This window comes from Nocardiopsis sp. NPDC006139 (assembly GCF_040614155.1).
GTDB classification, from domain to species: domain Bacteria; phylum Actinomycetota; class Actinomycetes; order Streptosporangiales; family Streptosporangiaceae; genus Nocardiopsis; species Nocardiopsis changdeensis.
The window spans coordinates 1-19,617 of record NZ_JBEXTT010000016.1; the positions used below are offsets into that span (position 1 = coordinate 1).

General features: G+C 75.5%; 15 protein-coding genes, 1 tRNA gene and 1 pseudogene. 10 read left to right on the forward strand and 7 right to left on the reverse strand.

The window, feature by feature from the left end; all coding sequences use genetic code 11:
• The 3 genes and pseudogenes from ABZ249_RS20805 to ABZ249_RS20815 form a co-directional block, all read right to left on the reverse strand.
• Nucleotides 1–94 (reverse strand): annotated as a pseudogene (locus ABZ249_RS20805) (dihydrofolate reductase); the annotation flags it as partial.
• A 50-nt stretch (nucleotides 95–144) separates the two neighbouring features.
• Nucleotides 145–987: an RNA methyltransferase gene (locus tag ABZ249_RS20810; protein ID WP_355265377.1), complete on the reverse strand. Its 843-nt coding sequence runs from the start codon at nucleotides 985–987 to the stop codon at nucleotides 145–147.
• 98 nt (nucleotides 988–1,085) lie between these two features.
• Complete coding sequence (locus ABZ249_RS20815; RefSeq protein WP_355265380.1) at nucleotides 1,086–1,745, reverse strand: hypothetical protein; 660 nt, start codon at nucleotides 1,743–1,745, stop codon at nucleotides 1,086–1,088.
• A gap of 486 nt (nucleotides 1,746–2,231) precedes the next feature.
• Here ABZ249_RS20815 and ABZ249_RS20820 point away from each other — a divergent pair, with 486 nt between their 5' ends.
• The 7 genes from ABZ249_RS20820 to ABZ249_RS20850 all read left to right on the forward strand — a co-directional run bounded on the left by ABZ249_RS20820 (nucleotide 2,232) and on the right by ABZ249_RS20850 (nucleotide 10,404).
• Nucleotides 2,232–3,974, forward strand: a complete 1,743-nt coding sequence (locus tag ABZ249_RS20820; protein WP_355265383.1) for a substrate-binding domain-containing protein — start codon at nucleotides 2,232–2,234, stop codon at nucleotides 3,972–3,974.
• Nucleotides 3,975–4,390: 416 nt separating this feature from the next.
• Nucleotides 4,391–6,145, forward strand: a complete 1,755-nt coding sequence (locus tag ABZ249_RS20825; RefSeq protein ID WP_355265386.1) for a substrate-binding and VWA domain-containing protein — start codon at nucleotides 4,391–4,393, stop codon at nucleotides 6,143–6,145.
• A 163-nt stretch (nucleotides 6,146–6,308) separates the two neighbouring features.
• Nucleotides 6,309–6,920 (forward strand): hypothetical protein, encoded by a 612-nt coding sequence (locus ABZ249_RS20830; RefSeq protein ID WP_355265389.1) that lies wholly within the window; start codon nucleotides 6,309–6,311, stop codon nucleotides 6,918–6,920.
• A gap of 98 nt (nucleotides 6,921–7,018) precedes the next feature.
• Complete coding sequence (locus ABZ249_RS20835; protein ID WP_355265392.1) at nucleotides 7,019–8,860, forward strand: DUF2510 domain-containing protein; 1,842 nt, start codon at nucleotides 7,019–7,021, stop codon at nucleotides 8,858–8,860.
• 85 nt (nucleotides 8,861–8,945) lie between these two features.
• Complete coding sequence (gene orn / locus ABZ249_RS20840) at nucleotides 8,946–9,584, forward strand: oligoribonuclease (RefSeq protein WP_220562754.1); 639 nt, start codon at nucleotides 8,946–8,948, stop codon at nucleotides 9,582–9,584.
• Between the two features lie 67 nt (nucleotides 9,585–9,651).
• Nucleotides 9,652–9,727 (forward strand) — tRNA-His (locus tag ABZ249_RS20845).
• A gap of 251 nt (nucleotides 9,728–9,978) precedes the next feature.
• Nucleotides 9,979–10,404 carry an SRPBCC family protein gene (locus ABZ249_RS20850; RefSeq protein ID WP_355265396.1) on the forward strand — a complete coding sequence of 142 codons (426 nt, stop codon included), beginning with the start codon at nucleotides 9,979–9,981 and terminating at the stop codon, nucleotides 10,402–10,404.
• 31 nt (nucleotides 10,405–10,435) lie between these two features.
• Here ABZ249_RS20850 and ABZ249_RS20855 read toward each other — a convergent pair whose 3' ends face one another.
• Both ABZ249_RS20855 and ABZ249_RS20860 read right to left on the reverse strand, forming a co-directional pair.
• Nucleotides 10,436–10,696: a hypothetical protein gene (locus ABZ249_RS20855; protein ID WP_355265399.1), complete on the reverse strand. Its 261-nt coding sequence runs from the start codon at nucleotides 10,694–10,696 to the stop codon at nucleotides 10,436–10,438.
• Nucleotides 10,693–11,469: a thioesterase gene (locus ABZ249_RS20860; RefSeq protein ID WP_355265402.1), complete on the reverse strand. Its 777-nt coding sequence runs from the start codon at nucleotides 11,467–11,469 to the stop codon at nucleotides 10,693–10,695. Before ABZ249_RS20860 ends, ABZ249_RS20855 begins: the two co-directional genes overlap by 4 nt.
• Before the next feature lie 227 nt (nucleotides 11,470–11,696).
• Between ABZ249_RS20860 and ABZ249_RS20865 the strand changes: the two genes are divergently transcribed.
• Nucleotides 11,697–12,566 carry a hypothetical protein gene (locus ABZ249_RS20865; protein WP_355265405.1) on the forward strand — a complete coding sequence of 290 codons (870 nt, stop codon included), beginning with the start codon at nucleotides 11,697–11,699 and terminating at the stop codon, nucleotides 12,564–12,566.
• A 142-nt stretch (nucleotides 12,567–12,708) separates the two neighbouring features.
• On the opposite strand, the gene ABZ249_RS20870 is transcribed toward ABZ249_RS20865, so the two are convergent.
• Entirely contained in the window at nucleotides 12,709–13,470 is a 762-nt protein-coding gene (locus ABZ249_RS20870; protein WP_355265408.1) for a TetR/AcrR family transcriptional regulator C-terminal domain-containing protein, read from the reverse strand.
• A gap of 487 nt (nucleotides 13,471–13,957) precedes the next feature.
• Here ABZ249_RS20870 and ABZ249_RS20875 point away from each other — a divergent pair, with 487 nt between their 5' ends.
• Together ABZ249_RS20875 and ABZ249_RS20880 are read left to right on the forward strand one after the other, a co-directional pair.
• A complete protein-coding gene (locus ABZ249_RS20875; RefSeq protein WP_355265411.1) occupies nucleotides 13,958–15,082 on the forward strand; it encodes a hypothetical protein in 1,125 nt (374 codons plus the stop codon).
• A 422-nt stretch (nucleotides 15,083–15,504) separates the two neighbouring features.
• Nucleotides 15,505–18,672, forward strand: coding sequence for an NB-ARC domain-containing protein (locus ABZ249_RS20880; RefSeq protein ID WP_355265414.1), 3,168 nt, complete (start codon nucleotides 15,505–15,507; stop codon nucleotides 18,670–18,672).
• A gap of 87 nt (nucleotides 18,673–18,759) precedes the next feature.
• Here the strand turns inward: ABZ249_RS20880 and ABZ249_RS20885 are convergent, their stop codons facing one another.
• Nucleotides 18,760–19,473, reverse strand: coding sequence for a DUF2071 domain-containing protein (locus ABZ249_RS20885; protein WP_355265417.1), 714 nt, complete (start codon nucleotides 19,471–19,473; stop codon nucleotides 18,760–18,762).
• Between the last annotated feature and the right edge of the window lie 144 nt (nucleotides 19,474–19,617).

Here is a 19,617-nt window from a genome sequence, read left to right on the forward strand (position 1 = left end):
CCGGCGCCGGCCCCCCGGCGTAGACGTCCACCGTGAGCGCCTCCGGCGCGTTGCGGCGGTTCTCCTCCCACTGCACCAGTGCCCGGCCTGCCATGAGTGGCCCTCCCCTTCCGCGTGTGTCCGCCGCCACCCTATCCGGGCCGGTCAGGCCCGGGCCCCACCGCGGTGCTCGATGCCGCCGCCGCGCTGGGCCAGCTCGTAGCAGGCGATCGCGGCCGCGGCGGTGACGTTGAGGGAGTCGACGTCGCGGCCGGACATGGGGATGTGGACGCGGGCGTCGGCGCGCTCCAGCCAGCGGGCGGACAGGCCGTCGCCCTCGGTGCCCAGCAGCAGGCCCACGCCGTGCTCGGGCCCGACCCCGGCCAGCGCCTCGCGCAGCGGCCGGGAGCCCTCGCCGGGGGTGAGGGCCATCAGGTGGAACCCGGCGGCGCGCAGCTCGTCGAGGCCGCCGTACCAGTCGTCGAGCCGGGTGTAGGGCAGGGTGAAGACGGCGCCCATCGACACCTTGACCGCCCGCCGGTACAGCGGGTCGGCGCAGCGGGGGGCCAGCACGACGGCGTCCACCCCCAGTCCCGCCGCGCTGCGGAAGATCGCGCCGACGTTGGTGTGGTCCACCAGGTCCTCCAGCACGACGATGCCGCGCGCGCCGGCCAGGACCTCCTTCAGGGAGGGCAGCGGCCTGCGGTGGAAGGCGGCCAGGGCGCCGCGGTGCAGGTCGAACCCGACCAGGCGCTCGGCGGTCTCCTCCGACACCAGGTACAGCGGGGCGTCGGCGACCAGGTCGGCCAGGGCGTGGGCGCGGCGCCGGGTGAGCAGGAAGCTGCGCGGGCCGTAGCCGGCGGCCGCGGCCCGGCGGATGACCTTCTCCCCCTCGGCCATGAACAGGCCGTGCTCGGCCTCCAGATGGCGGCGCAGGTTGACGTCCCGCAGCCGGGTGTAGTCGGCGAGCCGGGGGTCGGCGGGGTCGTCGATCTCGATGACGTGCATGGACGACGATTATCCCCGGTCGCCGGGAACGCCGCGGCGCGGTGCGCGCGGCGCCGCCGGGAGCGGTGCCCCACCGCACGGCGCGGTGCGGCGCGGCGTCACATGATCTGGTCGGTGAGGGGGCGCAGCCGCTGCCAGCGGGCCTCCTCGCAGGAGCCCTTGCGGGTGAGCGTGGTCTCGACCTCGTGGCCCTCCCAGACGCCCACGATGGTGGCCTCCTGCGGGCCGTACAGCTTGTCGGTGCACACGGTGCCCTCGCTGACCTCGGTGAACAGCGACTCGCTGCCGGGCAGCGCGGCGGTGGTGGGCTCGACGGGCACCCCGTCGATCGCCTCGGAGTCGGCCGCCTCCTCGGTCGGCTCGGCCTCCTCCTCGCCGGAGCTGGGGTGCTCGGCGCTGCCCGCGGGCTCGCCGTGGAACTCGGCCGCGACGGCGGCCAGGTCGGCGCAGGCCTGCGCGTCCTCCTCGGCGTCGCCGGTGCACTCCAGGGTCTGCACCCAGGCGCGGTCGCGGTCGCTGACGTGGATCTCCAGCGTGCCGATCGGCCCGCGCGGCGCGCTCGCCTCCTCGCCGTCCGGCTCGGGGTCGAGCCCGGCCAGGTCGGGGCTGAGCGCGGTGGCGGCCTGCACGTCCTGCTGCGGCGGCAGCATCGACGGGCCGACGATCACCCCGTAGGCGACCGCGCCGGCACAGCAGGCGCCGGCGAGCAGAGCGGTGCCGAGTGTTCCTCGGCGCCGGTGATCACGATCAAGGGACATGCGAAAACCCTCGGGGGTCGTCGGTCACGGGAGGTTCCGCGGTGTGCGCCGGCGGCCATGGGGGGCATGTGCCGGGGCGGACTCCCACAGCGGGGCCTAAGCCTAACGGGAACACGGGTGTGCTCCCCGGTGAGCACGGTAACAAAGAGATCACCCCACTCGGGTCGGGGGAGGCCCCGTCGGCCGCGGGGGCGGAGCCGGCCCGGGTGTCCTTCCGTCCGGTCCCACCGCCTCTTCCGTTCCCGCGTTACCAACGAGTAAGGTCCTGATGACGATGACGGAGAGTGGCTCAGGTCATAGAGGCCGTAGGGTGTTATGAACCCTTTCCACCCCGTGTGACGCCGCCGGGCGCGCGATGGTTCACTCTCCCGCCGTCCGGGGTGCCCGGCGCCGCACCCCGTGTCCCTGTCCCCTGTCCGCGCCGGCTCCCCCGCACACCCCGCCGCGCCCCGCGGGGAACGGCCGCGGCAACGCCCCGGAGTGCCCGTGCCCAGTGGACGTCACCGACTCAGCTCACCGACCTTCGCGACGACCCGCCGGCTGGTGCGTTCGCCGCTGGGGATCAGCGCCGTCGTCGTCGCCCTCGTCGTGGCGGCCGCGGTCGCCGTCCCCCTCGGGATCGGCGCGCTCGGCTGCGGTGACACCCGCTACCTGCGGGTGTCGGCCACGCAGAGCCTGGCCCCGATGCTGCGGGAGGCGGCGACCGAGTTCAACGCCGAGCGCCCGTCGTACAACGGGGACTGCGTGTACGCCCAGGTGGACGAGATCGCCCCGCACCGGATCATGACCGCCCTGGCCGGCGGCCCCGGCGCGGACTCCACCATCGCCCCGCACGTGTGGGTGCCCGAGTCCTCCGCCTGGGTGGAGCTGGCCCGCATGTCCGCCGGGGGCACCCGCGGCATCGAGACCGACCCGCCCTCGCTGGCCTCCTCCCCCGTGGTCCTGGCCGCCCCCGAGGGCACCGAGGGCATGCCCGACCCCGACGAGACCGACTGGACCGTCGTGCTGCCCGGCGAACGCGACCCCTACCGGCCGCTGGTCATGGTGGACCCCAACCGCGGCGTCGACGGCATGGCGGTGATGCACGCGGTCCGGCGCCACCTGGGCACCGGGGACGAGGCCGACACCGCGATGACCGACTTCGTGCGCGACGTGCAGACCGACAGCGCGTTCGGCGAGATCGACCTGTCCGCCTTCTTCACCGGGGGCGCCCGGGACGGGACGCGCCCGGCCCCGGTGATCGTGGTCCCCGAGCAGGCCGTGGCGGCCTACAACGCGAACCGCGCCGGAGACGCGCCGCGGTTGCGGGCGCACTATCCCCGGGAGGGGACCGTTTCCCTGGACTACCCCTACGTCACCACCACCGACACCCCCTCACTGCGTTCGGCCGCCGCCGACCTGTACGAGGTGCTGCGCGGCGACGCCTACCGCGACCGCCTGCGGGAGCTGGGCTTCCGCGACCCTGGCGGGGAGGCGTCCGGCGCCCTGGCCGACCTGCCCGGGATCACCGCCGCCGCTCCCCGGGTCCATGGCGACCTCACCGGCGACGCCCTGCTGGCCTCGGTCACCGACTGGAACCGGCTGTCCATGCCCACCCGCACCCTGGTGCTGGCCGACGTCTCGGCCGACATGGCCGGGGACCTCGACGGCGCGGGCGGTGCGACCCGGATGGAGGCCGCCCGGCAGGCCGCGCTGATGGGCCTGGGCCTGTTCCCCGACGCCACCGACATGGGCCTGTGGCTGATGTCGGAGGAGTACGGGGAGTCCGGCCGCGAGGAGTCCGCCGACATGCAGGGCCTGGGCGACGCCGAGGACGGCCGCGAGGTCACCCGGCGCCAGGAGCTGATGGAGATCGCGCGGACCATCGACGTGCGGGGCGGCGGCTCCCGGCTCTACGACAACATCCTGGCCGCCTACGACGAGGTCCAGTCCGTCTACGACGAGGACAAGATCAACAGCGTCATCCTGCTGACCGCCGGCCGGGACGAGGGGTCGAGCGACCTGTCGCACGGCGAGCTCGTGGCGGCCCTGCAGGACCGCTTCGACCCGCAGCGGCCGGTGAGCCTGTTCATCATCGCCTTCGGCGACCAGGCCGATCGGGAGGAGCTGCGCGCGGTCGCGGCGGCGACCAGCGGCTCGCTGTTCGTCACCGACGACCCCGAGGAGATCGGCGACATCTTCCTCAGTTCGATCTCGCGGCGGCTCTGCGTGCCCGATTGCGACAACTGACGTGCGCCCCCGGGTACGGACCGGCCGTGCCCCGGGGGCGCCCCCGGGACGCGGGCCGACCGGGAACGGTCTCGATTCCGTATCGGAATCGGCTTTCGGCCGGACCGCCCCTCCGGGAGGGGCCGTCGTCGCCGGGGGCGGATCCCCCAAGGTGACGGGGGCTGCACGGGGGCGCGGTGCGGGTCACGGCACCATGTGACCGCAATGGACCTGTACGTACCGTCTCCACCTGCTCCGGAAGGTTGAGTACCTTTCCCACCAGTAACACCCTTGCGGTCGGACCGACGCCCTCCCGGTCCCGGCCCACCGGTCCGCCCCGCTCCGGCACCCGTACCTGCGCCGGCGGGCCACTCCAGTAACGGCACCATCCCCCAGGACGACTCCTCGTCCGAACACACCACCCCGTGAGGAAAGCTGTGGGACGTCACCGCGGAAGATACGCAGAAGAAGCCCCCGGTCGGTCCAGGCGCCGCCGCGGACGCGGCGGGGCCTTCGCCGCCCTGGCCGCGGCCCTCGTGATCGTCGTCGGCCTGGCGGGGGTGGGCGTGTACATGTTCGGCAACTCCGGCGGGTGCGGCGGCTCCGACATCCGGCTGGACGTGGCCGTCAGCCCCGAGCTGGCGCCCGCCGTCGACGCGGTCGCCCGCGACTTCAACCTCACCGACACCGCCGTCGACGGCCGGTGCGTGCACGTCGAGGTCCGCCAGGTCGACTCGGCCAACGTCGCCTTCGGCATCACCGGCTCCGGCGCCACCATGGGCGACACCGACTCCGACGTGTGGATCCCGGACTCCTCGGTGTGGCCGCGCATCGTCCAGAGCCAGTCCGGCGACGCCGTCCTCACCGACACCGGGACCTCCGTGGCCCGCAGCCCGCTGGTGGTGACCGAGCTCGCCGCGTACGCCGAGGAGACCGAAGCGCCCACCACGTGGATGGACGTCGTGCCCACCGCCGCGCCCGGCGAGCAGGCCGAGCGCACCGTCCGGGTCGTCGACCCGGCCCGCAGCTCCACCGGCCTGGGCACCCTCTACCTGCTCAACGGCGCACTGGAGGAGGCCAGCCCCGACGCCGAGACCTTCAACGCGGCCATGACGGCCGCCCTCCAGTCGCTGCACCGCGGCGCCTCCGCCGACGAGGAGGCCGCCTTCCTGGCGCTCAGCGGCGGCGGCGAGGAGGCCCCGCCCCTCATGGTGATGTCGGAACAGGCCGCCTGGCGCTACAACTCCGCCTACGAGGAGAACGCCGTCCGGGTCGACTACCTCGAGGGCGGCACCTACTACCTCGACTACCCCTACCTCGTCCGCACCGAGGACAGCGTCCTGACCCGCGCGGCCGAGGAGTTCCGCACCGCGATCCGCTCGGACTCGGCGCGCGGGCACATCCTCGCCGAGGGCTTCCGCGGGCCCGAGGGCGAGGTGGACACCTCCGTGCTCAGCGGCGACCACGGTTTCGTGGAGGCCGCCCCCGAGGAGCTGGCGACGCCCTCCGAGGGTTCGATCACCGACCTGACCCGCACCTGGAACCAGATGAAGATGGACTCGCGCGTGCTCGCGATCGTCGACATCTCCGGGTCGATGCTGGCCGAGGTGCCCGGCACCGGGATGACCCGCATGCAGGTGACCGGCGCCGCCGCCACCCAGGGCCTGGAGATGTTCACCCCCAGCTCCGAGCTGGGCCTGTGGCAGTTCTCCACCAACGTCAACAACAACCTGCACTACCAGGAGCTCGCGCCGATCCGCGAGCTCCAGGCCACGGCGGACGACGGCAGCGAGCACCGCGCCGTCCTGTCCCAGGCGCTGGGCTCCCTCCAGCCGCTGCCCCAGGGCGACACGGCCCTGTACGACACCTACCTGGCCGCGTACCAGGAGATGTCGCGGACCTACCGGCCCGACCGCAACAACGTCATCCTGATGCTGACGGACGGGGACAACGACAACCCCGGCGGCCTGGACCTGGACGGACTGCTGACGCAGATCGAGGCGATCGCCAGCCCGTCCCGGCCGATCCCGATCATCACCATCGCGTTCGGCCCCGACGTGCAGAACCTGGAGCCGCTCCAGGAGATCGCCGCGGCGACCGGCGGCGCCTCGTACATGACCGAGGACCCGACGGAGATCGGCGACATCTTCATCAGGGCGTTCTCGCTGCGCATCTCCGAGCCCGAGGACTGACGGGGACTCGGGTCCGGGGACCCGGGACCGCGCCGGAGGGGGCGGCGGCCGATGCGGCCGCCGCCCCCTCCGGGCTTCCACGGGTCCGGGGACTCCATGGACTTCTCCGACCGTCCGGCGTACACAGAGAGGGCCGGGAACGACGGACCCCTGGGGGAGTGCGATGCCCGAGGCGTGGATGCCCGAGGCCGAGCGGATCGACGGCGGCCGGGCGCACTCCCCGCCCGGGACCGGCGCCCCGCGCGCCGTGTGGACCGTGACCGGGACGGATCCGGCCGTGCGGTCGGCACGGGCGGAGGCCGGGCTGCTGGTGTCCGCGGGGCGGACCGTGCACCTGGTGTGGAACCCGCTGACGGGCGACACCGTCCAGATCCTGCCCGCGACCCGGCGGGCCTCCCCCTCCCCCGGCTCCACCCACCACTACGGGCTGCACGTGGACCACGGCGACGAGGGGCGGGTGTGCCTGGTCGTCGCCGTGGTCGCCCACCGGTCCGCGCCCTTCACCCGCGGCCCGATGCGCGGCCGGGCCGCGCTGCTGGCCTGGCTCGGCTCCTGGGGTGTTCCGCGGACCTGGCCCGCGGGGACGCCCGGCGCCGGGGCCGCCCCGCCACCGGAGCGGGAACGGGCCTGGGCCCGGGGCGGCCACTTCGGCCACGACCAGGTACCGGGCTCGGCCGACCCGGGGCCGGGCCGCCTGGACACCGCCCGGCTCCTCGCCGGGGACGACCGGGTCCCCTCCCCGCGACCGGAGCCGGAACACCCGGTCACCGACTGAACACCCGGGGCGATGGCCTGCGGCGGGATGCCCCGGCGGACCCGGGAATCGGGATCCACTGGTCGAGCAGAGTTCCGAAACCCCTTAGTCTGACCCCCATGGGTGGATCTATCGAGCCGGGTTGGTACGCGGACCCGCAGGGCGACGCGCGAACGCTCAGATGGTGGAACGGCGACGAGTGGACGCGGCACACCCGCTCCCTGGATGAACTCCAAGGTGGCGGGGCCGACGACGACGAAGAGGCCGCCACCGCCTACCTCGGCGGGCCCGGCGGCCCCCCGTCCGACGACGAGCCCGGAACCGTGCGTCTGGGCCCCTCCCCCGGGGCCGTCGACGACGATCTCGGCACCATGCGCATCGACCCCTCCTGGGGACGGGACGCGGCGCACCCCCCGGTCGACGACGAGCCCGGAACCGTGCGCCTGGGCCCCTCCACCCCCGTCGGCCCCCCGCCGAGCGCCCCCGTGGACGACGAGCCCGGCACCGTCCGCATCAACCCCGGCCGGCCCTCCACCGCCGACGAGGAGCCCACCGCGGACCTCAGCGACGGCGCGACCATGCGCGTCACCTCCGGCACCGCCTCCCCCCGCCCCCAGGGGGGCGTCAACGACGGCGCCACCATCCGCGTGTCCCCCGGCGACCTGCCCGGCCGCGGTGAGGAGCCCCCCACCGCCGACCTGAGCGACGACCTGCCCACCGCCGACCTCACCGGTTCCGGCGCGGCCCCCGGCACCGGCTCCCCGGGCGGGACCCGGGTCTTCGAGCCCGGGGAGATCGGCGAAGCCCCGGGCACCCGCGTCTTCGACCCGTCCGACGCCGGCGGGACCTCCGGCACCAGGGTGTTCACCCCCGGTGGCGGCGGCGAGCCCGGCGGCACCGCCGTGTTCGACCCCAACGACCCGATGTTCTCCGGCGGAGCCCCCGAGGGCGACGAGGACGAGGGCGGCAAGAAGGGCGGCCGCTTCAACAAGCTGCTGGGCAGCCTCAAGGAGGGCTGGAGCGACCTCTCCGAGGAGCGCCGCGAGCAACGCCGCGTGGCCGAGGAGGAGGCCGCCAAGCGCCGTGAGGAAGAGGCCAAGCGTCAGGCCGAGGAGGCCGCCAAGCGCGCGGAGGAGGACCGCAAGCGCGCCGAGGAGGAGGCCAAGCGCCAGGCCGAGGAGGCCGAGCGCCGCGCGGAGGAGGAGCGCAACCGCCCTCCGGGGGCCGCGCCGGCCGCCCCCGCCGCGGGGACCCCGGGCGCCCCGCTCCCGGGCACCCCGGCCCCCGGGACGCCCGTTCCGGGAACCCCCGGGCACCCCGCTCCCCCGGCCTCTCCGCCGGCTCCGGCCGAGGGCACCCCGTGGACCCCGGGCCGCCCGGACGCCTCCCGCCAGGCTCCCCCGCCGCACGCCGCACCGCCTTCGGGCCCCCAGCCGGGGTACCCGCCGACCGGCGGCCGCCCGGGCTACCCGCCCTCGGGCCCCCAGCCGGGCCACCCGCGCCAGTCGGGACCCCAGCAGGCGTACCACCGCCCGCCGCAGCCGCCGCCGGGCGGCTACCCGCCGCCGTTCCCGCCGCCCCAGCAGATGAACCGCCCCCCGGGGCGCCCGCCGCAGGGCCCGCCCCCGATGAACCGGCCCGGCCCGCCCCCCGGCTACCCGCCCGCGGGTCCGCGCGCCGGGGTCCCGGGCGGTCCGCCCGCGCCCCACGGCGGCCCCCAGCCCCCCTGGGGCCCGCACCCGGGCGCCCCGGGCCACCAGCCCTACCCGGCCCCGCCGCCCCAGCCCCAGCCGCCCAAGAAGAAGAAGGGCGGCTGCGGATGCGGTTGCTTCACCTTCCTGCTGATCCTGCTGGTGGTCCTGGGCCTGGTCGTCGTCCAGTTCTGGGGCATCTGGGACTGGCTGTACCTCATCGGCGTCGGTGAGCCCCCGGGCGTCTCCGACCCCTTCATCTGGGACTGACCGCGTCCCGCCGCGGGGCGGCCTCCGCCGGAGGCCGCCCCGCGGCGTGTCCGGGCCCCCGCCCCCGAAGCCCTAAGCTGGCCGTATGAACGACAGTTTGGTGTGGATCGACTGCGAGATGACGGGCCTCGACTTCGAGAACGACGCGCTGATCGAGGTGGCCTGTCTGATCACCGACGGGGAGCTCAACATCCTCGACGAGGGCATCGACGTCGTGATCAAACCCCCGCAGGCCGCGCTGGACGCCATGGGCGACTTCGTGCGCGACATGCACACCACCTCCGGGCTGCTCGCCGAGCTCGACAAGGGCGTGACCCTCCAGGAGGCCGAGGACGCCGTCCTGGAGCACATCCGCCGCTACGTCCCCGAGCCGGGCAAGGCCCCGCTGTGCGGCAACTCCATCGCCACCGACCGCACCTTCCTCGCCCGCGACATGAAGCGGATCGACGAGCACCTCCACTACCGCATGGTCGACGTCTCCTCCATCAAGGAGCTGCTGCGCCGCTGGTACCCGCGCGTCTACTACGCGAGCCCGGACAAGAACGGCGGCCACCGCGCCCTCGCCGACATCACCGAGAGCATCCGTGAGCTGCGTTACTATCGCGCCGCCGCGTTCGTCCCCGAGCCGGGCCCGAACTCCGCCACGGCCCGCGCCATCGCCGCCGACGTGGTCGCCGGCGGCACCGGCCGCGTGGAGCCGCGCGAGGACGCTCCGGAAAACTGATCGAAGCACTCCCGGGAATCCGCTAAGATCTCATACGTACGCAGGGCCGCGAGGCCCGGCGCACATGGTGGGTGTAGCTCAGCTGGCAGAGCACTTGGTTGTGGTCCAAGAAGTCGCGGGTTCAAGTCCCGTCACTCACCCCACGAGCGAAAGCCCCTGACCGGCGCGAAAGCGCAAAGGCCAGGGGCTTTCGCGTTCCCGGGGGTGCACCGGCACCCCCGGAACGGACGGGTCCCGGTCTGAACCGTGTGCAGGGCGATCCCACCGTGCCGGTGGCCGAGGACGACGCGGTGTACGGGGAGGGCCCGCGTTCACACTGCTCGGGGCGGGTGCCGCGTAGGGTCGGTGTACACCGGGTCCGGAGGATGCGGGTCCCCGGCGAGGAGGCTCCGACATGCGGTTCGAGAAGTCCGTCGAGATCCAGGCGCCCCGGCAGCGCGTCTGGGACGTACTGAGCGACATCGAGGCGTGGCCGCGCGTCGTGCGGCTGGTGGAGGTGGCCGAGATCGTGTCACCGCCCCCGCTGGCCAGGGGCGGCACCGTGCGCCTCCGGGAGCACCGGCTGCCCGAGGGCCTGTGGGACGTCACCTCCTGGAACGCCCCCGTCTCCTTCGAGCTGACGCAGCGGGCCGGCGGCGTCACGACCGTCGCCCGCCACCGCGTCGACGCCCTCGGCGCGGACCGCTCGCGCCTGACCCTGGACCTGGAGATGCGCGGGCTGATGGTGTCGATCGTCGGCGTGTTCTTCCGCAAGGCCACCCGGAACCACCTGGACCAGCAGGCCGAAGACCTCAAACGCGCCGCCGAAGCCACCCCCTAGACACCACCTGCCGCACCGCGGCGGGGCGGGGCTACCCGTCCGGCGTTCCGGCGGGGTCGGTGAGGCGGGCGGCGAGGCGGTAGTCCACGCGGACGTCGCGGTAGACCGTGCCGGTGCGGACGCCGTACGGGACGCCCGAGCGGTCGCTGCCCGCGGTGCCCTCGCCGTCCGGTTCGGTGCGGGTGCGCGACACGACCTCGGGCACCTCGTGGAAGGTCAGCTCGTCGGCGCGGACGCCGGCGGTGATCTCCACGTCGGGGTCGGGTACGGCGTCTCCGCCCGTGCCGTTCACTTCCGGCCCCCGGAGCCGGAGGACTTCCCGCGGGAGCCGCCCCTGCCGCCCTTGCGGCCGCCCTCCCCGCCGTCCTTGTCGTCCTTGTCGTCCTTGCTGTCCTTGCCGTCGCCGCCGACCGCGTTCCCGGCGGCCCGGCCCGCCTCCTTCAGGGTGTCCCCCGCGTCGTCGCCCACGCCTTCCACGGCCTTCCCGGCCCCGCCGCCCACGTCCCGGACGGCGCCGCCGGCCCCTCGGCCGACGTCCTCCACCGCGTTGCCGGCGCCCTGCCCGACGTCCTCGACCGCGCTCCCGGCGCCCCTGCCCACGGCTCCCACGGCCTCGCCCGCGCCGCCCGCCACCTGTTCGAGCGAGGACCCCACGCCGCGTGTCACCTGTTCCAGGATCTGCGGGTTGGCGTCGATGGTCTCCAGCACGCGCGTGATGATGTCGCGGACGTTGTCGAGCCGGACCTTGAGCAGGGCCTGGGCCTCGACGCCCTTGATGGTGAGGTGGACGCGGCCGAGCCCGACGTCCGCGCCGACCTTGAGTTTGAGCAGGTCCAGCACCTCCGCGTGGAGGGACACCGAGGCCACGAGGTTCTCCACCTCGAGGTCGATCTCGTCGACCTTCACCACCGGGACGTCGAGGAGCACGTCGGTGTCCTCGGGGTCGCGGGCGGTCACGGCGTCCTCCGTGCGGTCGGCGTCCTCCGCCGTGTCGCGTGCGGAGGCCGTCCCCTTCCCGGTGCTCCGACCGCCGCTCTTCCCGCTCCCCTGCGTACTCCGGTTCATCGCTCCCGCACCTCCCGGACGGCCCGGCGCGTTCCCGCGGCCGCCCTCGCCCGAACGGCATCCCGTGTGTTCCGTTCGGCCCCGTGGGCCATGGGCGCCCTCTACCCCCCAGCCCTCGGCGGGAAACGAAACCCCAGTTCAGGCCAGACCAAAGGCATACATAGGATGTTTCGGTCCCACTTTCTCGCGGGCGCGGCGCACCGCGTCCGCCCACTGCGGAGGCACCGGTGAGCACCATCGACCCCTCGGCCGCGCGCGAGGACCGCCGGCACCGCCAGGCCGGGAGCGCGGGCTCCCTGGCGGGCACGGTGGCCGCCGGCGCGTTCCTCACCGCCTCCGGAGCGGTGGCCGGGTACGCCGCCGCGGCGTTCTGCGACCGGTTCCGCGTGATGATGGTCAACAGCGTCTTCTCCGACACCGAGTCGACCATGGCCGTGTGGACCACCCCCTTCGCCGTCGTCGGCTCCCTCATCGCGTTCGCCCTGTACACGCGCTGGAACCACCGCTACTCGGGCTCGACGGCCGGTTTCGTCGGCGTCGGCCCCGCACCGCTGTGGCTGCTGGGCGCGGCCGCGGCCCTGTGGTGGGCGACCACGGCGGCGTGGGCGCCGGCCGATGTGGTGGGCACCGCCTACGACCCGGTGTTCGGACGGCACGAGGAGTGGGGTGTCGGAGCCTGGGTCTGGTACACCATGCGGTGGTGGCTCCCGGGGACCGTGACGCTGCTGCTCCTGTCGTCGGCCGCGGCCGGCGTCCGGGCGCGGATGCGCGAGCGCGGCCGCCGCAGGACCCTGGTCCGGATGCTGACGGAACGGGAGCCCGTGGCGGGCGAGGTCACCGCGGTCCGCGGCCCGGCCTCCTCGAACGCCGAACGCGTCCTGGTGCGCTGGACCTTCGCCTTCACCGACGACCGGGGGCGGCGCCGGTGGGTGGAGCGGTCGGAGCTGTTCCCCCGGAACGCGGCGCCCGTGGCCGGCGCCCCCGTGCGGGTCCTGTTCGACGCGCGGAACCCGGACGACACCTCCCGCGTCTTCGCCGCGGTGCGGGGCGGCACCGCGGTCGCGGACTACCTCCGGCCCGGGATGCCGACCGGCTGACGGCCGCGGTCGGCGTGGGCGGGGCGGGCGCCGTCGCCGTCCGCGCGGGCGCTCCCCACCCGTGGCGCGGCCCGCAGGTCCCCGCCCCGCCCGGCCGTCCACTCCCGGGCGGGACGGGGGGCTCTGTCCCCGGGTGGCGCCGTCACCGCGTCTCCGCCGCCACGGCCCCCGGACCGGTGTCCCGGCCGGGGGAGGGCACCAGGCCGCCGCGGCGGCCCAGCTCGGCGATGATCTCGTCGACCGGGCGGCCCACGGGGGCGACGGCGACCAGGCCGCCGATGGCCGCGGTGAGCAGGAGGTGGGTGAAGACCTCGCCGGTGACGTAGGGCATCCGCGTGTAGGCGGCGCCCAGGGCGGGGTGTTCGGCGACGATCCGCTCCGCGGCCTCCTCCCGGCGCCTCCGGCCCTCGGGGTGGTCCTCGGCGGAACGGTGGTCCTCGGCCGCGGCCAGACCGATGGTCAGGGCCGCGGCGGCGTTGGTCAGGACCAGCGCGGCAGAGGTGTCGTAGCCGCGCCGTTCCAGCGCCGCCACCTCGGACATCATCAGGGCGGCCCCGGAGTCCCCGCGCGGGAAGACGCTCTGGAGGTAGTCGGCCAGCCCGGGGTGTTCGAGGGTGAAGCGGCGCAGCTGCGCGGAGAACCCGACCAGGTGCGCCTCGACGCCCTCCTGCGGGTCGTCGTCCAGCTCGAGGTCGGCGAGCAGGCTCTCGCCGACCAGCTGCTCCAGGCCCCAGCGGCCGTCGACGTGCCGGTACAGCGCCGCGGGCGTCACGCCCAGCCGGGCGGCGACGGCGCTCAGGCTCAGGTCCCGCATGCCCAGCTCGCGGCCGGCCGCGGCGATGTCGGCGACGTCGATGGTGGCGGGGCGCCCGCCGTTGCGGGCGAGGGGACCGCTACCGCTCACGAGTTCCGCCCTCCTGGCGCACGCCATTAGTGAAGCCCCTTAACAAAAGGGACTCTACCAAGCGCGGAACCCCGCGTCGAGGGCGTCCGGGACGGAACGAACATGAAGGAACCTCATATCCGGGAGGTTCCCGCACATGACGGAACCGGGTGGCCCGCTTCGGGGATCGGCGAACGAGGAAATCGAGAATCTTCCGAGTGCGCCCAAGGCTCCCCCGCCACCCGGGCACCCCCCGGCCCCACCACCCACACACGACCCTGACCTGCGGCGATACACCCGCCGCGCACGGGGCTCCGGATTACCGGGAACGGGCGACCGGTTCCGGACAGGGCCCCTGACCGGCGGATTCGAACTTTGCGTACCCGTACCCTTACAGAATGTCGTAGCCCTCGGGCATACTCCTTACCGTCGGGTCCCCCGTATGAACGAGACTCTCTCCCTCTGAAAGGGTCATGTGACTTCCGCGAGCGCCCTCCCCACATCCGCCGTGTCCGCCGAGTCCCTCGCCTTCCTCGACCGCGAGATCCGGAGGGCTCTCGCCGCCCGCGCGACGAACGGGGAGGAGTTGCGGCTCCAGGACGGACGGCGCATCCGCGGCGGCGAGGGCCCCCACGAGTACGTGTTCACCTGCCACCACTGGCGGGTCTCCCCCGACTCCGCCGGTTTCCTCGTCCGGTCCCCGGGCTCCACGGGGCCCTGGCACCCGGCCGAGGCCGTCCCCGCGCTGGGCGGGAGGGTGCACGTCACGACCACCGCGGACCTGGGCCCGCAGCCCGGTGACCTGCTGCTGCGCGACGCCGCCGTCCCCTCCCCCGGGGGGCCCGCCGAGCAGTCGGCCGAGCGGATCGAGGCGGCCGCCCTGCACCGGCGCTTCGGGGCGCTGGTCCCGCCCGAGACGCTCGCCGAGCGCCTGCACGAGGGGGTGCGCTCCCGCATCGAGGAACTGGACTCGCTGCTGGCCACCGCCCGGGGCCAGGCCGCCGCCCGCGACCGCCTGGCCAGGAAACAGGTCGCCGTCGACCGGGTCCGGTCCCGGCAGGAACGGGCCTCGGCGGAGGTGGCCCTGCGGGAGGCGGAGGCCCGGCGGGCCCGCCGGGCGCTGGAACGGGTGGAGAGGGGGCTGCGCTCGGTGCGCGCGCCCTCCGGTCCGTTCGCGGCGCGCCGGGCCGCCCGGATCGACCGGACGACGGCCCGGGCCCGGGAACTGCGTTCGACGCTGGTCACCGCCCTGCGCGAGTGCGAGACCGCCGTGGAGCGCCTCGCCGAGGCGTCCGGGGCGGTGGCGTTCCGCGTCCGGGAGCGCGACCGCGCGCTGGAGGCGACCCGCGGCCTTCCCCCGGCCCGGGTCCTGGCCGAGCGGATCGCCCGGGTGGAGCTCGAACTCCGGCGCCTGCGGCTCATGGAGGTGCCGCCCGCGCCGCCGCGCCCCCGCCCGCCGCTGGAGGACGCGCCGCGCCGGCCCGCGGTGCCCGAACCCGGCGTCCCGCTGGAGGACTACGCCCCGGTGCCGGCCGCCTACCGCCCGGCCCAGGACCCGCACCCGGTGGGGCACCCGTCCCGGCCGGGGGGCGTCCCGCCCGCGATCGAGGAGGACCCGGCGGCCGCCGCCTGACCCGCCGGGCCCGGACCACGCCCGCCCGTCCCCGGCACGCACCCCGGTGCGGATACGCGGGGACGGTGCCCCGGGCCGCATCCGCCCCTCCGCAGCGCGCACCTCGGTGAGGAGGCGGAGGAACGGCGCTCCGGCCCACGCCCACCCGGCCCCGGCCCGCGTCCGCCCCCGGGAACCTCCGGTGCGCCCCTGCGCCCCTGCGCCCCTGCGCCCCGTGGCCGTCCCGCCCCCGTGCCCGCTCCCGGCCGCCCGGCGCGACCGCACGGTTACCGCGCGGGGACGGGTCGGTGAACACCGCCCGCGCGCCCTTTCCCGCTCTGGACACCGGCCCGCCGAGCGCAGCAGGATCGGTTCCCCGGCGGCCGCCCGGACCCCGCGATCCCCGGCCCACAGAGGAATCCGGTGTCTTCGGGAGGGCGGACGTGGACGGCGAGGACCCCGCGGGCACGGTCGGCGCGCCCGGCCCTCGCCGCTGGCGGCCGATCGGGACCGGCCTGGGCGTCGGCGCCCTGCTGGCCCTGGGCCTGGGCACCGCGCTGCAGGGGTTCCCCGACCTGCTCCCGGACGGCGGGTGGTGGGTGGTGGCGCTCGCCATGGCCGGCAGCGGCGTGGCGGCCTCCGCCCAGGCCCTCCTCGACCGGCGGCCCGCCGCGCTCGAACCGCCCCGGGAGCCACCGGTGCGGCCCCGCCTGCCCGCGCCCGTCGACCACTTCACCGGGCACGCCGACCTCATGAAGAAGGTCCTGGACGCGTTCTCCCGCTTCCCCCGGCGCCGCGGCCGCCTGCGCCGGCGCCGGGGCGGGCCGCTGATCATCGCGATCACCGGGGAGGGCGGCACCGGCAAGAGCCAGTTCGTGTCCCAGGTCGTCTCCCGGGTGAGCGGCCGCTTCCCCGACGGGACCCTGGAGTTCGAGCTCTACGGCCCCGCGACCGAGCACCCGGATCCGGGCGGCGGCCCCGGCAGCGGTCCGGTGGTCCGCCGACCGGCGGAGATCCTCGCCGAGATGCTCCGCAAGGTCGGGGAGCGGGTGCCCGACGGGGCCTCCTCGGAGAGGCTGTCGGGACTGTGGAAGGACGCCTGCGGGCATCGCCGTGTGCTCCTGGTCCTCGACAACGCCAAGGACTTCGCGCAGGTGGAACCGCTTCTGCCCACCGGACCGGGGTGCGCGGTGCTCATCACGAGCCGCCGTGCCTTCCCGTCGTCCCCTCCCGTGGACATCCGGGAGCACCCGATGGGGAAGCTCTCCGACGAGGAGGGGCTGCTGCTGCTCGAACGGCTGGTGTCCGCGCGGTCCCGGCCGCTGTCGGACGAGGACCGCGCGGCGCTGCCGGAGCTGGCGGCCAGGTGCCACGGGTTCCCGTTCGCCCTGTGCCTGGTGGGGGCGCAGGCCACCGAGGCCACGGGGCCCGGCGCCGCCGCCCTGCTCCGCCGGATGAACGACCCGGAGCAGACCCTGACCGTGGCGGGGCCGGAGTCGATCGTCCGGTCGCTGGCGTTCGGCCTGCGCGAGTGCACCGAGGAGCAGCGGCGGCTGCTGTGGCTGCTGGCCGGCACCGGGGCCGCGACGTTCACGCCGTGGGTGGCCGCGGCGCTGCTGGACGTGGGGCCGGGCAGGGCGGTCGGCGTGCTGGACGAGCTGCGGCGCCGGTACCTGGTGACGTACCTGTACTCGGCGGCCGGACACGAGCACTTCCGGCTGCACGAGTACATGCGCGACTTCCTCGTGCGGCAGGGGCCCCGGCTGTTCGGGGTGGCGGACGCGGACCGGGCGGCCTGGTCCCGCGCCCGGCGCCGCGAACTGGAGGAGGCGGTGCTGCGGCTGCTGCACGCCTACACGGAGAGGGCCGAGGAGGCCGCGCGGCGGGCCTGCCCGCACGAGTGGTCGTTCGGCCCGCCGCCCGGCCGGGAGGCGCCCGCGCCCGCGCCGGCGCACCCGCCCCTGTCCTGGATCCCGGATCCGCCCCCGCCCCCGGCCTCCCCCGAACCGGTGGCCTGGCTGGAGAGCGAACAGCGCGGCTTCGAGCTCTGCTTCTGGTGGACCGGACAGGGGCGGTTCTCCTCGGACGTCGCCGACCGCCGCGGGATCGCGGCGTACGGATGGCGGCTGCACCGCGCCTTCTCCCTGCTCTGCCGCACCGGCCGGATCCACTGGGATTCGATGCGGGACTCCACCGCCGGGGCGGTCGCCCTGGCTCTGGAGACGGGCGACCCCCTGGCCTGCGCGATCGCCCTGATCGACCGCGCCGAGGTGACCGGCGGGCACGGCGACCACCACACCGGGTACGAGCTCGCCCTGACGGCCTCGATGATCCTGGACTCCCTGGACGGTCCGGGGGTGGACCCGCGCTGGCGGGGCCGGGCCCACCGCGCCGTCGGCGTGAACCTGTACCGGCGCGGCGACCCGGACGACGGCCGGGCGGCGATCGACGCGGCCATCCGGGTCTTCACCGAGCACCGGGACACCTGGTGGCTGGTGCGGTCGCTGTGCAACCTGGCGGAGCTGTACCGCTTCCAGGGGCACCTGGAGGAGGCGCACGGGCGGCTCGCCCTCGCGGAGCGGGAGCTGCGGGGGCGCCCGGAGGACCCGGAGCAGTGGACCCGGGTCCGGCTCCAGCAGGGAGAGGTGCTGCGGCTGCGCGGCTTCGAGCTGCACGCCTGGTTCGTGCTGGAGCGCGGACGCCGCCGGATCGCCGACTCCCCCAACGGGGACTGGTACCACGCCCGCTACCTGCGGGCCCTGGGGCAGCTGCCGTCGCACTCCCTCAACTCCCAGGCCGGGGTGTGCGAGCTGTGGCTCGACCCCCGCCGTGAACGCGAGCGGCGCCGGATGGCCGCGAGGGACGGGCGCCGGCCGCGGGAGCAGGAGAAGCGGGTGTCCGCGCTGTTCTCCGGCGGGGTGCCGCCCGCCGCGGACGGGTCCGCGCAGGAGGGCGGGGCGTCCCTGCGGACGGTGTTGGAGGGGTGGTTCGGCTTCGACCGGGCCGGGCCCGGGGACCGGTCCGGCCCGGTCCGGTGGCTCTCCCGGTTCCGCCGCGGCGAACGGCTGCGGGACTCCTGGCAGGTGTCCGACCAGATCCTCCGGCTGGAGAGGGCCGAGCGGGTGTTCGGGGAGCTCGGCGACACCTGGGGCGTCATGCGCACCCGGCTGGTCCGGGGGCAGGTCCTGATGGAGAGGGACCGGGACGAGGGGAAGGAGGAGATGCTGGAGGCGGCCGAGGGCTTCCGGGAGCTGGGCGACAGGTGGTGGCACGCCCGGGCGCATCGTATGGCGGCCCAGGCGCTGCTCCGGGTCCGCCGGACGGCCGAGGCCGAGGAGTCGGCGCGGGTGGCGGTCGAGGGCTACCGGGGGCTGCGGCACCGCTCGGGGCGGCTGCGGGCCATGAAGGTCCTGGCCCAGTCCCTCGTGGGCCGCGACCCGCTGGCGGCGTGGCGGACCCTGAGGAGGGCCGAGCTGATCGCGGAGGAGGGGGCGCGGCTCGGCCACGCGGTGCCCGAGGGCCTGGTCAGGGAGATCCGGGACATGCTGGACGCCCTGGAGCACGGCTCCGGTCCCGCGCTGGGGAGCGCACCGCCCGACCGGGCCGCCTGACCCGCCGCGGCCCCGCTCCCCGGCCGGCGCCGGCGGCACCGCCCGCAGTGGTCGTGCCCTCTGCGCCGGTGGTTCCCGCCGCGCCGGTCACACCAGCGACACCGTGAACCCCGTGTCCGTGCCCGGCGACCACAGTGCCGAGACCGGCCGCTCGGTGAGCGGCTCCAGGCCCACCGCGCCCAGCAGGTCGCCCTCGTAGTGCAGGAACTCCGCCCGGTGCAGCGTCCAGGGACGGTGGTCGGCGCGCAGCCACCAGGTGCGTCCCAGGTGGCGGGTGTGCAGCCCCCACCGCGCGGTGAGGAAGTGCTCCAGCGGATCGGGCCGTTCCAGCGGTCCCCCCGCCCGGACCGCCCAGCGGCCGCGGGCCCGGCCGGGGGCGCGCCTGCGCACCGCCCCGGCGCGCAGGCCGTCCCGCCCCCGCACCAGGGAGATGTCGGACCACATGTACGGGAGCCCGGTGAGCACCCGCGCCGCCGCGACCGCGTGGGCGGCGTCGGCGTCCATGCTCAGGAACACCACTCCGCGGCGGCCGTGTCGGTCCACCGAGTACACGCGCACGTTCACCTCGTCGAACCCGCCGACGGGCACCGCCCCCGCCACCGAGTTGACGGGCATCCGGAAGGCGACCAGGCCCACGTGTGCGGTCCCGCGGAACAGGTCGGGCCGGGTGCCGGCGGGCAGCAGCGGGGCGACCCGCGCGGGATCCACCGGCCAGTGCAGGAAGACGACGTCGCTCCAGCGCTGGCGCAGCAGGACCGCTCCGGAACGCACCGGCGGGGAGTCCGGCGGCAGCTCCGGCACCCCGGCCGCCGCACCCCGTTCTCCCCGTTCTCCTCCGCCACCGCGCACAGGACCTCCCCGCCTCCAATGTGGCCCCTCCGGGACGCCGCGGCCCCGGACCGCCCCGCCCGGGGACGGCACCGGGACCGTACACCGGGCGGCGGC